The following is a 13,519-nucleotide window of genomic DNA, read 5'->3' as shown; positions in this document are numbered from 1 at the left end:
TTCTGTGGACAAGAATTCTTTCAACGGCAGATATTTGATGGTCCTATGTATTTTAAATATGAAAACGAAAAAATTGACGAAAAAAAACTAAATAGATATTATAGATATGTTAAGTCTTTAATAGGGCGGTAAGACCCGACAAACTAAACGTTATTTTATGCTACGTAATCCTTAATGAGGTAGTTAAACATTAAGGGTTTAATGACTCATAATTGAAAAGGTATATAACTTTTGCGGTGTCTTTTGCCTTAATTACAGATATTAAAGGTCTATAATATATTTTGATGTGGAGGAAAAAAGGATGAATAAATACGATTGTGTAATTATAGGTGGTGGCCCTGCTGGTTTAAGTGCTGCCTTAACATTGGGAAGGGCGCGCAGAAAGATTGCTATATTTGATAATGGAACTAATCGAAATCGTGTAACTCAAGAGTCGCATGGTTTTTTAACAAGAGATGGGATAAAGCCACAAGAATTTAAGAATATAGCTAGTAAAGAAATAAAATCTTACCCATCTATATCTATGTTAGATCAAACAATTATCGAGATAACTAAAGATGATAAAAGCGGTTTATTTCTTGTCAAAACTTCGGAAAATAAATCATATATGTCTGCAAAAGTATTGTTAGCTACTGGAATACAAGAGGAGTTTCCCCTCCCGCAAATCAGACAATATTATGGTAAAAGCTTGTTTAGCTGTCCTTATTGCGATGGTTGGGAGCTGAGAGACAAGCCATTGGCTATCATAGCAGAAAAAGAGGAGCATATTAAACATATGACCAAATTGGTTTTTAATTGGTCACAGGATTTAATCGTTTTTACGAATGGTCATCAACTTTCCGATAACGTTCAAAGTGAATTTGAACGTAAAAAAATTAAACTGTATACAGAATGTGTAAAAAACTTGCATGGGGAAGATAGTAACTTAATTAGTATTGAATTAGAAACAGGTGAACATATTTTAAGAAGTGGTGGATTTGTCGTACCTAATTTTTATCGTCCAAATAAATTTGCTAAACAGCTAAATTGCCAAGTTGATGAAAATGGGACAATTATTACTGATGGTACTGGACGAACAACAGCGGCTGGAATATATGTTGCAGGTGAAACGGAAAAGGGGGGTGCCTCTTCTTTAATGATCGCTGCTGCGGAAGGTTTTAAGACAGCCTCTAGTATAAATTTGGATATAACAATAGATAGGTTTTAAGTAAAAGGTTAGCTGATGAGTATAGAAAATTCATCAGCTATTTTTGTAAATAAAGGATAAAGTTAATATACCTAGTTGAGCGGACAGAGAAAGAACTTGGATATGTTATACTATGAATACAGAATAACTGGCTAAAGGTACCTGATTATTATGAATAGTTGCAAAGGGACAAGTACAACGAAAAATCTGCAAAGATAGGATATATTGAGTATGATGAATGATTTACATCTTTCTCAAAGTGGGTTGACGATTATGTAGTTTTAGTCATAATTGCATCTTTACTATTATGGAAAGATGCCTTTTTTATGAATAAAATTTCAATTGGGCCTCCGTTATTAGGTAAATAAATGATCAGCATGTATCTTCCTATTTTTTTTATAGTTATATTTTTATATGATTATGTTTTAGCTCTTTCGTTTAAGGTTATGTGAGAAAATATGAATAGTCTCAAATTGATGAACTTTTATTTCGCGATTTACTTTTTATATAAAGGATGGTACACTTAAAACTATTGAAAAACAATATATTGTGTTCGTTTTGTATAGGTACTACTATATGTAGTTTAATAGGGAAGTTCGGTACTATTCCGACGCTGTCCCCGCAACTGTAAAGCTGACGATGATTGTAACCACTGTGCATTCGCATGGGAAGGAAATCAGAGATTGAAGCAAAGCCAGGAGACCTGCCTTTATAAAACAAATTTATCATTTCTTCGGGGATTAAGAGATGGGAACGTCAGTATTTTTAGTATGTTAACGTTTCCATGTAAGCTATCTCTTTAGAAGAGGTAGCTTTTTTATTTTATGAAAAGAGGGATTACTATGAAACTTTATACGAAAACAATCTGTCCAAAATGCCTTTGGGTAAAATCCGAATTACAACGAGCAGGACTTGAAGCAGAAATTGTTAATATTGATCACGATGAACAAGCTAAACAAACAATTATTGATGCAGGTTTTTTAAGTGTGCCTGTTTTAGAGGTGGATGAAACATTTATAGGGGATGTTCAGGAAATTGTTTCTCGTATTGAGATGATTACACTATGATCGTTTACGCTAGTCGTACAGGAAATGTCCGCAATGTAGTATCTAAACTAAGGGCAGAATCTATTGAACTCTCAGAGGAATTAAGCTTGAATAAGCCTTATCTTTTAATTACATACACAGATGGTTTAGGCGACATTCCAGCAAAAGTGCAACGTTTCTTAGATAAAAACAGAGATTTTTGTAAAGGAGTAGTTGCTAGTGGCAACAGTAACTTTGGACATCATGTATTTGGCGCAGCAGGAGAGAAAATTGCTACTACCTATCATGTACCATTAGTGAGGAAATTAGATTTGCGCGGCAATCAAACAGATTATGAAGCTATACAAACGTTTTATGAAACGAGGGTAATGGGATGAAAACTTATTTAAAGCTTAATAATGACGTACTGAATCGTTATAGTACAACGGGGCTACTAGAGTTAGAAAAGGATCGTGAGGCTACGCGCCGCTACTTTTTAGAATATGTCAACGTACGTTTACGTTACTTTATAGATATAGAGGAAAAAATCCGCTATTTAGTTGATGAAGGCTACTACGAAAAAGCTTTTATCGACATGTACGAGATGGATTTTATTAAAAAGTTGTACAAAAAAGCGTATGATTATAATTTCCGTTTCCCATCATTTATGAGTGCTAGCAAATTTTATGACAGCTACGCTATGAAAAGTCGTGATGGAGAAGAAATCTTAGAAAAATATGAGGACCGGATTGTCATTATTGCCTTGTACTTGGCACAGGGGAACACGGTACTAGCAGAACGTTCTGTAGAAGCGATGATGGAAGCCTATCAACCTGCAACGCCTACTGCATTAAATAGTGGGAAGAAAGCTCGTGGCGAATTAGTAAGTTGCTTTAAATTATCCATGGATGACTCCATGAATAGCATCGCTGAAAATATTGGTTATTGTTTAGAGCTATCACGTCTAGGTGGAGGGGTCGGGGTCAACTTAACGGATTTACGTCCTTTAGGTGATCCAATTAAAGAAATACTAAATCGTGCAAGTGGTGTGATTCCAGTGGCGAAACTATTAGAAAATTCTTTTAGTTATTCTAATCAGCTTGGTCAGCGTAATGGCTCAGGAGTTGTTTACCTTAATATTTTCCATGCAGATATAGAGAATTTTATTTCATCAAAAAAACCAAATGCTGATGATAAAATTCGCCTCGCAACACTATCAACAGGTATTATTATACCAAGTATTTTCTTCGAACTGATGAAGCGTGATAAAGATATAGTGTTATTTAGTCCATATGATATTTTTAAAGTATATGGTAAACGAATGTCGGAAATTTCAATTTCTGATATGTACTATGAACTACTAGATAATCCTAAAATCCGTAAAATTAAACGTTTGAATGCGCGTAGACTCTATACAGAGGTAAAAAAAGCTCAATTCGAATCCGGTTATCCCTTTGAAATTTTTGATGATAATGTTAATGACGTACATCCACTAAAAAATATCGGTCGCGTAAAAATGTCAAACTTATGTACTGAAATCTTGCAAGTTCAAGAAACTAGTGTTATCACAGATCAAGATCAACCTAACGAATATGGGTTAGATGTGTCGTGTAATTTAGGGTCAATTGATATCCACGCAGCGAGTAAAGTAAATGATTTTGAAGCATTAATCGATACAGCTATGCACTTATTAACAAATGTATCCCAAATGACGCACATCAAAAATGTTCCGTCGGTCGCAAAAGCCAATCAATTAATGCACTCAGTAGGTCTAGGGTGTATGAATCTCCATGGACATCTTGTTACGGAGGGAATTATGTATGGCTCGAAAGATTCTATTCATTTCATGGACCGCTTTATGGAAGCAATGAACTATTATTCTCTAAAATCATCGATGGAAATGGCTAAAGAAAAAGCAGAAACGTTCTATCGATTTGAAGATAGCGATTATGCTTCAGGTATCTATTTTGATCAATATGTAAATAAGACTGAAGAAGAGCTTTCACCTGCTGTATTAAAAGCACTCGGAAACATTCCAATCATTACTAGTAAAATGTGGGGATTATTAAAGCAAGATGTTATGCAATATGGCTTATTCCATTCATATCGTTTAGCTATAGCACCAACTGGTAGTATTTCGTACATTCGTAGCTGTACGGCCTCCATCTCTCCATGTACAGAACGTGTAGAGGTTCGTGATTATGCAGATAGTCGAACAATTTATCCAATGCCACATTTAACAAATGAAAACAGTCATCTATATGTAGAGGCCTATGATGTTGATCCTTATGATTTAATTGATTTATACGCAGCTTCTCAAAAACATGTTGACCAAGGTATTTCAATGACTCTTTATGTCACTGATAATTGGACAACAGAACAACTAGCTAAAGTATACATTTATGCATGGGTTAAAGGGATTAAGTCCGTTTACTATGTTCGTCAACGATTACAAAGCTTAGAGGAGTGTGTAGCATGTCAAATATAGTGTATGAGGCAGTCAACTGGAACAAAGCAACAAGTGAACTGGCCCAAATTTTTTGGGACCAGCAATGGAAGCAAATTTGGTTTCCCGAAGAAATTGCAGTGAGTAAAGATATTCAACAGTGGAAAAGTTTTGAGCATCAGGACACGTATAAAAAAGTGTTTGCAGGATTAACCTTGCTGGATACCGTTCAGACAAATATTGGGATGAATCGTGTTGCTGCTTATACAGATGATTTACAGGAAAAGGCTGTATTAACCGTTTTTGATGCATTTGAGGCAATACATGCTAAATCATATTCTTATATATTTACAACGCTTTGTACAAACGAGGAAATAGACGAGCTCTTTGAATGGGTAAAGAAAAATGAATATTTACAATATAAGGCAAATAAAATAGCGGATATTTATAATAGTATTGAAGAAGGGGACGCTGAGAGCTTATGGAAAGCGATGTTTTCATCCGTTATGCTTGAATCCTTCCTTTTCTATTCTGGCTTTTTCTACCCATTATACTTAGGTGGGCAAGGTTTTTTAAGAAACAGTGCTGAAATTATTTCCCTCATTTTGCGCGACGAATCCATTCATGGTGTTGCAGTAGGATTTTTTGCTCAAAATCTATATAAGCAATTTTCAAAAGAAAAGCAAGAAGCTTTACAATTATGGGGCTATGAATTACTGCTGGATTTATATCAGAATGAAATGAAATATACAGAGGACATTTATGCGGAGACAGGATTATCGCCTGAGGTAAAAGCCTATGTGCGTTATAATGCAAATAAAGCCTTAATGAATGTTGGTTTTGAAGCTATGTTTCCTGAAGAAGAAGTGAATCCAATCGTTATGAATGGAATTCGTAATGAGGGCTCCACATATGATTTCTTTTCACAAAAGGGGGCTACCTATGCTAAGGCAAAAGTAGCGCCAATTACAGATGACACATTTAATTTTAATCGTTAGGATGAAGAACAATGAATGTAGAAGTAAAAATCAAAAGAATGCATGAAGATGCAATGCTACCCATGCAAGCTAACCCTGGCGATGCTGGGATGGACCTCTATTCCATTGAAACTGTAGAGATACCTGCTGGTGGGACTAAATTAATTAAAACAGGAATTCAAATTGAATTACCAAAAGGAACGGAAGCACAAATTCGACCAAGAAGTGGACTAGCCTTAAAACATAGTATTACAGTGCTCAATAGCCCAGGAACAATCGATGAAGGCTATAGAGGGGAAATCGGTGTAATTTTAATTAATCATGGTCAAGATACGTTCTTCGTAGAAAAATCTATGCGAATTGCCCAGATGGTGATTCAATTTGTCCCTACTATTCAACTCTTGGAAGTTAATGAATTATCTCAAACGGTTCGTGGAACTTCGGGATTTGGAGCGAGTGGTACAAAATAAGATTAAGTTTTCAATAGGCGTTTGTAAGGATTGAGTTTGGTATGTACTGAACTCAATCCTTTTTATTTTTCCCTAGAATAATCTAATCAATTTATATTTAAACATAGGTTGTCACATTTGTGTAACGTAGGTTCAGTAGGATTTATATGAGGTGATAATATGGCAGAAGAGTTTGGCATTAACCGAATGGTTGCTGGAGCGGATCAATATATCAAGTATTTAATGGATATTTTTAATGATTATGGCTGTCATTGGGCATTTTATGCATTTCGTGAAGGTACGTGGGATGGTATAGATTTTGAATTAGGTAATAAACCTGTCGGGGAGGCATATTGGAATGCGAAGGCTAATAGAGAGCTACCCTATAGACAAGCAATAGAAGTAGATAATTCTATTTGGGAGGTCTTGAAAATAGATAGCAAGTAATATGGTTTGTTCGCTAAGATCAAATAAAAAGTATATGAGTAGTACAAACCATCGTTTGTACTACTTTTTCACATGACGTTCAGAGCTCTAAATCATGACATCTATTCAATCAATATATTGCTGCTGGAATTAGATAGTAAGCTGTATATCATCTAGTTCCGAAAATAATTACGTGCTAGTAGAGTGGCAGAATGATATTCAGCAGGCAATTCATCCTCAAAAAAAATAGCCTCTACGGGACAAACTAATTCACAAGCGCCACAATCGATACAGATATCAGGGTTAATGACATATTGTGTATCTGTATTTACAATGCAATTTACGGGACAGACATCTAAACAAACGGCTGCTTTTTCATCCCTACATAATTCTGTAATTACAAAGGCCATTATAAATCCTCCCCTAATTGATGTTTTAATTCTTCAGGCGAGTGCTTCCAATACTGTTCATTAAATTCAGATAAAAATTGGAAAAGTAGTTTTTTTGAATTGGGATCGACATGACTTAGGATAAATGTCCCTTTAAGTGCTTTATCTAAATAATTTACTTGCTCTGGCAACGATTTATAGCCAAGTTTAATGCGTCGTTCTTCCTTTGCTACCCGTACTTCACTTGCAGTACATCCCGCATAATAAGGTCCATTTTCCCCGACCTGAAGAGCTACCCAAACGATCCAATAACGATTATAATCGTCACTAGCATGAGCTAAATCTGGTGAAAAACGCACTTTTTTTTCAATAATACTTCGCCCATGTAAGGCTTCTAAGTCTATAAATACGTGTTTTTTTTCACAATCTATAATAATAGGCGTTACATTATTTAAATCAAGGGTACCTACGCCGTAACCCCCATCTCCATCGGTTGAATCATTACTTAAGATGGTAAAATGTATCTTTTCTTTCATAGAAAACACCCCCACATACTTTCTACAATATTTACATGTTCCGATTTCCAAACAATTTATAGTACAAAAAATAGCACACTTATTACGATAGCTTTAAAAAAGAATCTAATTGAACGTTTTAGTAGCAATTTTAAACTATGCGTAAGGGCTGCCTAGGATTTCTCCTTATACTTTTTAGATTAAAAAGTATAACTGAACTATACAGCTTATTATCCTTTGTTGTCTTCGGACTTACGTCTGAATTGTTATGATCTGGTAAATTAACTATATACAGTTATGGATATTTCGCTAAAAAATTTTGGAATTTCACGTAATTAAGGAACTTGAAAAATAGTCTATTAAGAGGATGATTTAGGATAAATGGAGCTCAACCATTCTCCTAGTCTGTTGAAAAAGTTTACTTGACTAAGGGGAGGTAGTGCCATCCACAGACATTCTGCTGCACGACAACATTCAATTCTTATACCATTTTTATGAAAAAACGCATCTTTCCTATATTTATTTTCATCCATCCCTTCAAAAAAACGATATATAATTTCAAGCTCACTCAATTAGCGAAACAATGATTTTAACAATTTATATTTTATTAGCATAGAATTTGGTCTGTTAATATTTTACATTTATATCGTTAGAAAAGCTATTAGCCCTACTATTATTTTAAAAAATAAATGGAATCTAAAAAAATAGAAAGTTAAAGTTTCCAGCAATAAATAACTGTTTTTTCTGCATCTTGTCTTCATTTCTCTATGAGTTTCTATTTATAGGTAATTATTTATGAAATAATTACCTATACGACCAATTTGGTATTAAAATTACCTTATTTTTAGCGTTTATTTATTGGTAATGTAGTTATATTATTGTCTTGTAAAGCAAATTTAAGATTGATTGGTATATTTCATCATGAAAATTTTTGAAGGCTGCTTTATCCATAACTATTAGTAATTATTATTTGAGAGAACGTATTATACATATTAATAAAATTTATTAGAGCGGTAATATTGTTCTCACAGAATAATATAATTTATTTGAATTCTGGAGGAATATACAAATGACGAAACATAACAAAGGTCGTAAATTTTTTGCAACTACTGCTACAGCAGCACTTGTAGCATCAGCAATCGTACCGGTAGCATCAGCTGCTGAATTTAATGATGCAGGTAGCATTTCATCATGGGCAAAAGAAGCAGTACAGTTTTTAACTGACAAAGGTTTCATCCAAGGTGACGAAAAAGGAAACTTCAACCCAGCTGGTACACTTACTCGTGCTGAAGCAGCTGAAATTTTATCAAAAGCATTAGACTTAAAAGCTACTGGAACAGAAGATTTTACAGATGTAAATGAAAATGACTGGTTCTATAATGCAGTGCTTGCCACTTCACCAGAATTATTTGATGGTATGGGTAATGGTAAATTTGAACCGAAAGCACAATTAACAAGAGAACAAGCTGCAAAAGTTATCGTACAAGGTTATCAATTAACTGGTAAAGCAGACCTTAGTCAATTCTCAGATGCTTCTAAAGCTTCTAAATGGGCTGTATCTTACTTAGAAACAGCTGTTGAAAATGGTGTAATTAATGGTAAAGGATCATTATTAGCACCACAGGATAAAATTAGCCGCGAAGAATTTGCTACTATGGTAAAGCGTACAATTGATGCAGTTCAAGAAGTAACACCAGCAGTAGAATCTGTAAAAGGGCTTAACGCAAAAGAATTTGAAGTGAAGTTCAACACAGCTGTTGATGCAAAAGATGCTGCTGTAACAGCGAAATACGCTATTGACGGGGTAGCTATTACGAACGCAAAAGTTTCTGAAGACGGAATGACTGTTATTTTAACAACTGATAAAGAAATTAAATTAACAAATGGCAAAGTAACTGTAAACCCAATCAAAACAAAAGCAGATGCAAAAGTTCTAACTGAAGAGTTTAATAAATTAATCACATTTGCTGATACAACTCCTGTTAGCGTAAATTCTGTTGAAGCAAAAGGCACAACAGCAGTAATCACTTTCGATGAGCTTGTACAAAACGAAGGAACAGTTAGCTTAAATGGTACTGAACTTGCTAAAGATCGTTATACTTTATCTGGAAAGACATTAACAATCAAAGGTTTAACTGCTGAACAGACTTATAAAGTAGACATCGTAGGAGCAACTGACTTTGCTAATAATATTGCAAATCCGATTGCAGTGAACTTCACGGTTCTAAAAGCAGACGTTGATAATTCAAAACCAACTGTTTCAACTGCTGTGAATGGTACAGAAATTACGTTTGATTTCTCAGAAGAATTAATGAAGCAAAATCTTGATGCAGATGCGGGCGCTACTGCTGAAGAATATGCAAAAGTAACGGTTGGTTCTACGGTTTACTACTTAAAAGATGCTGATATGAAAGATGCAGAAGATAAAACTGTATTTACTATTGATGCAAAAGCTGCATTAGGTACAGCTACATTCATTAATGCGGACGTTAAAGTAGAAGGACAAAAAGATTTAGCTGGCAATGCAGGAGATGCATTTGAGTTCAAGGCTATTCTATCTAAAGATTTAACGCCTGCTACACTTGTATCTGCTTCTACTAAAATGTTAGTAGCTGATGATGTAAATGCTACTACTGATGTAGATGCGCTATACCTTACTTTTAGCGAACCAGTAAAAGTAGATGGTAAATTAACTCTTAAAACTCAAAATGGTATTGCTTACACTACTGGAAAAGAAACAGCTGTAAAAGCAGATGCTGGTTATGATGTAGATGGTAACGGTAAAATTGAGGGTGCAGAGAAAAATACGGTGAAAGTGGACATTGATTTAGATAGTAATTCAACATATACATTTGAATTATCTGCTAAAGCAGTGGCTGACTTAGCTGGCAACGTAACTGCAGATACAATTACATTCAATGTGACAACTGGAACGTATGAAGCTACACCAGAAACTACTACAGATTCATTAGTACTTGGGACAACACCAGTTGTTGTAACAGATAACAATGTATTCACTGTTGAATATGCTGCTGATGTGACTGCAACAGCAACAAATGCTTCTAACTACACACTTGGAGGAAAAGAGCTACCTGCTGGCACTCAACTTCAATTTGTGGACGGCACTAAAAAAGTACGATTCACTTTACCAGAAGGTTCTATCACGGCAAATGGTAATTATGTACTTGAAGCTAAAAATGTAGTAGATACAAAAGGTAACACTCTTAAAAATGGAAAAGCTACTACTCTAGTGGCTCTTAAAGAAAATATTGTACCTGTAGCTTCTAAAGTAACAGTAGTAGATAGCAAAACATTTACAGTTGACTTCACTGAAAGTATTGCTGATCAAGCTACACCAACAGGTTTAACAGTAAAAATTGCTGGTTCAACTGTAGAAGTGGCTAAAGCTGCTGTAGCTAATGGTAAATTAACTGTGACAACAAAAGCTGACTATGCTTTAACTGATAGCATTGTAGTTGAATTTAAAGCTACAAACCTTGTTGATGCTAATAACAACAAAGTAAAAGACGGTTCAATTTCAAAATAATTAAGCCGATCATTGAAAAAAGCTCTGTGGAACAATTTCCACAGGGCTTTTTTGTTAGTCAATATAGTTTCTACTATTATAAGAGGCAACATTTATTTATAAGGAAATTCTTTTGGAATCTGTCCGAATGCAATCCAATGATATTTAAAATATTTCCCCACCAAAAATACCACAATCCACGTAATAAATAGAGCAACAATAAAACCTCCGACACTCCAAACATGAAATAAGAGACTATTACCGCTGACAGGAATTTGGCGATAAAGGAAGAGGAAAAAAGGATGTAGTAGATAAATGCCAAATGATAATGTACCAAGATTAATAAGGGCATTTACAAAGGCTTTATTCCCTATATTAAAAATCCAGAAAGAAAGCTGTAACAAGACGATACAGGCCGTTAAAGATTGTAGCTGAAAGACTAGTTCAAATACGATACTGTTGGCTAAATAGGTTGAAGATGAATAAACAAAGTAATATAGATAAATATTATAAATTGTAGAAAATAACCAAATAGCCCAAATGAAATAAATAGAAATCGGAAAGTTTTTTTGGGTTAGTTGGAACCACCGTTTATATTTTTCAAAATAAACCCCTAAAAATCCACCAGCCAAGAAATAAAGTATATAAGAGAATGAAATACTCCCTCTATAAGGATACTGCCAATACTCAGCATTTAATAGGATAAAAATCCATTGAAGAGCTAGTCCTGTCCAAAACAGAAGAGGGGATAGGGCAGGTTTTTTCTTTAAAATATATAAGAATAACGGGAACATTAGATAGAACTGCACCATAATAAATATATAATATAAATGAGTATATGCTTTTCCAATTAATAGTTTCTGAAGAAATTCAACACTAAAAAGGGCGTGCCATGCTAATGAAAAATCGCGCGTCACATAAAATTGCATAGCGGCAAAATAAAAGACAGAAAAAAAGAGATAGGGAATAAGTATTTGGGTCACTCTTTTTTTATAAAAACAAACAATCAGTTTTTTGGTGAAATCCTTTTGGATATAGTTGTAAAATAAAACAAACCCACTTAAAAAAATAAAAACAGGGACAGCAAATTTAGGAAAAATATTGAAGAAAACATAAATAGAGTAGAGTTTTGATTCGCTGGACAAAGCTGTAACAGGTGTACTAGTAGAATGGATAAGAAGTACAGCTAGTATAGCTAAGGCTCTAGTAATATTTAATTCATCAATATGTGCACGTTTCATATAATCATCTCCAAAAATAGTTGATAGTTTTTGAGTTCCCTGAATGTAATGCTCATATACATTAATGGTATGTTTAGAACCATGAATTTAGACAATTTTTTATCAGAATCGTCTAGTGGTACGGTCATGGCTTACTATAATGAATTTTTATGTCAGGCGGGTGTCAAACAATAAAAAAGCTACCATGCCTGATGCATAGTAGCTTGAAGTACTGAAAAAAGTATTTTAAAAGCCTTCCTACATTCATATGTAAGAAGGCTTTCGTTCGCACTTTATATAGGAGTATCTATTTATAATTTCACAAGAAATCGACCTCTTGCTTGACCTTTCAATAAAATAGGTAAAACATTTGGAAGTTGCTGTAATGTTACCTCTTCATAAATGAAGCCTTCAAGGTTAGCTGGTTTAAAATCAGTTGCTAAACGATCCCATATGTTCAATCGTACATCCATTGGACAATAAACAGAATCAATTCCAAGTAAATTTACACCTCTTAAAATAAAGGGGAAGACGCTTGTAGGAAGGTTTGTTCCTGCTGTTAACCCACTGCTAGCAACAGCACCGCCATACTGAATTTGACTTAATAAAGAGGCAAGTGGTTCTCCTCCAACAGAATCGACAGCTGCAGCCCATTTTTGTTTGCCTAATGCTCTAATCTTCCCATCAAATACCTCTTCACGAGCTACAATTGAAGTGGCCCCCAGGTTATTCAAGTATTCATGTTCTGAATCTTTCCCTGTACTTGCTTCTACTTGATAACCTAGTGTTGAGAGAATTGAGACAGCGAAACTACCTACACCACCAGTCGCCCCCGTAACAAGGATTTTTCCATTCTCAGGACTAATGCCATTTTCCTGTAATCTTTGAATCGACAAAGCAGCCGTAAATCCTGCTGTTCCTATAATCATTGCCTCTTTGAGAGAAAGACCGCTTGGACATGGAACAATCCATTTAGAAGGGATTCGAGCGTATTCACTAAATCCTCCAAAATGAGATACGCCAATTTCATAGCTTGTTGCAATTACCCTGTCACCCTCTTGAAAGCGAGAATCTTCAGAGGATACAACAATCCCAGCTAAATCAATCCCAGGTACGAAAGGATAGGAAGTAACGATTTTACCATCCTGTATAGCTGCCAGACTGTCTTTATAATTAATGCCAGAGTAGCTTACTTTAATTAATACCTCACCATTCGGAAGATCATTTAAAGTAAGATCATTAACTTTCACTGTAAAATTTTCATCTTGATTGACGACCAACGCTTTAAAGTTTTCTAATGTCATCGTAAACATCCTCCTACAATCTAATTCCATTAAACAGTATCAAAATTATTCTGACC

Annotated in this window: 12 protein-coding genes and 1 riboswitch; of the genes, 8 read left to right on the top strand and 4 right to left on the bottom strand. The window is 34.7% G+C overall.

Features of this window, described 5'->3' with window-relative positions; translation table 11 throughout:
* Positions 1–301 precede the first annotated feature (301 nt).
* From ACP3VS_RS16165 to ACP3VS_RS16135, 7 genes are all read left to right on the top strand, one after another.
* Positions 302–1,207: an NAD(P)/FAD-dependent oxidoreductase gene (locus tag ACP3VS_RS16165; protein ID WP_325881247.1), complete on the top strand. Its 906-nt coding sequence runs from the start codon at positions 302–304 to the stop codon at positions 1,205–1,207.
* Positions 1,208–1,733: 526 nt separating this feature from the next.
* A riboswitch (cobalamin riboswitch) is annotated at positions 1,734–1,911 on the top strand.
* 117 nt (positions 1,912–2,028) lie between these two features.
* Positions 2,029–2,253 carry a glutaredoxin family protein gene (locus ACP3VS_RS16160; RefSeq protein ID WP_031417836.1) on the top strand — a complete coding sequence of 75 codons (225 nt, stop codon included), beginning with the start codon at positions 2,029–2,031 and terminating at the stop codon, positions 2,251–2,253.
* Positions 2,250–2,609 carry a class Ib ribonucleoside-diphosphate reductase assembly flavoprotein NrdI gene (nrdI, locus tag ACP3VS_RS16155; RefSeq protein ID WP_012293534.1) on the top strand — a complete coding sequence of 120 codons (360 nt, stop codon included), beginning with the start codon at positions 2,250–2,252 and terminating at the stop codon, positions 2,607–2,609. The genes ACP3VS_RS16160 and nrdI overlap by 4 nt, the downstream gene beginning before the upstream one ends.
* On the top strand, positions 2,606–4,699 hold the full coding sequence (gene nrdE, locus ACP3VS_RS16150) for a class 1b ribonucleoside-diphosphate reductase subunit alpha (RefSeq protein WP_426389229.1): 2,094 nt from the start codon (positions 2,606–2,608) through the stop codon (positions 4,697–4,699). The genes nrdI and nrdE overlap by 4 nt, the downstream gene beginning before the upstream one ends.
* The gene (gene nrdF, locus ACP3VS_RS16145) at positions 4,687–5,655 is read left to right on the top strand and encodes a class 1b ribonucleoside-diphosphate reductase subunit beta (RefSeq protein ID WP_031417839.1); all 969 of its coding nucleotides are present in this window, start codon (positions 4,687–4,689) and stop codon (positions 5,653–5,655) included. The genes nrdE and nrdF overlap by 13 nt, the downstream gene beginning before the upstream one ends.
* Before the next feature lie 11 nt (positions 5,656–5,666).
* On the top strand, positions 5,667–6,104 hold the full coding sequence (dut, locus tag ACP3VS_RS16140) for a dUTP diphosphatase (RefSeq protein WP_012293537.1): 438 nt from the start codon (positions 5,667–5,669) through the stop codon (positions 6,102–6,104).
* 159 nt (positions 6,105–6,263) lie between these two features.
* Positions 6,264–6,530: a hypothetical protein gene (locus tag ACP3VS_RS16135; RefSeq protein WP_031417841.1), complete on the top strand. Its 267-nt coding sequence runs from the start codon at positions 6,264–6,266 to the stop codon at positions 6,528–6,530.
* A gap of 152 nt (positions 6,531–6,682) precedes the next feature.
* Here the strand turns inward: ACP3VS_RS16135 and ACP3VS_RS16130 are convergent, their stop codons facing one another.
* Positions 6,683–6,919 (bottom strand): indolepyruvate ferredoxin oxidoreductase subunit alpha, encoded by a 237-nt coding sequence (locus ACP3VS_RS16130; protein ID WP_036165899.1) that lies wholly within the window; start codon positions 6,917–6,919, stop codon positions 6,683–6,685.
* Positions 6,919–7,434 (bottom strand): YwhD family protein, encoded by a 516-nt coding sequence (locus ACP3VS_RS16125; RefSeq protein ID WP_036215124.1) that lies wholly within the window; start codon positions 7,432–7,434, stop codon positions 6,919–6,921. Before ACP3VS_RS16125 ends, ACP3VS_RS16130 begins: the two co-directional genes overlap by 1 nt.
* A 1,048-nt stretch (positions 7,435–8,482) precedes the next feature.
* Between ACP3VS_RS16125 and ACP3VS_RS16120 the strand changes: the two genes are divergently transcribed.
* Entirely contained in the window at positions 8,483–10,960 is a 2,478-nt protein-coding gene (locus ACP3VS_RS16120) for an S-layer homology domain-containing protein (RefSeq protein WP_426389226.1), read from the top strand.
* Positions 10,961–11,052: 92 nt separating this feature from the next.
* Here ACP3VS_RS16120 and ACP3VS_RS16115 read toward each other — a convergent pair whose 3' ends face one another.
* A complete protein-coding gene (locus tag ACP3VS_RS16115; protein WP_426389224.1) occupies positions 11,053–12,180 on the bottom strand; it encodes an acyltransferase in 1,128 nt (375 codons plus the stop codon).
* 290 nt (positions 12,181–12,470) lie between these two features.
* Positions 12,471–13,463 carry an NADPH:quinone oxidoreductase family protein gene (locus ACP3VS_RS16110; protein WP_426389222.1) on the bottom strand — a complete coding sequence of 331 codons (993 nt, stop codon included), beginning with the start codon at positions 13,461–13,463 and terminating at the stop codon, positions 12,471–12,473.
* Positions 13,464–13,519: the final 56 nt, after the last annotated feature.

Source organism: Lysinibacillus sp. VIII_CA (genome assembly GCF_049943995.1).
Taxonomy (GTDB): Bacteria; Bacillota; Bacilli; order Bacillales_A; family Planococcaceae; genus Lysinibacillus; species Lysinibacillus pinottii.
The sequence above is the reverse complement of the archived record's forward strand: the minus strand, read 5'-3'. Positions and strand labels throughout refer to the sequence as shown.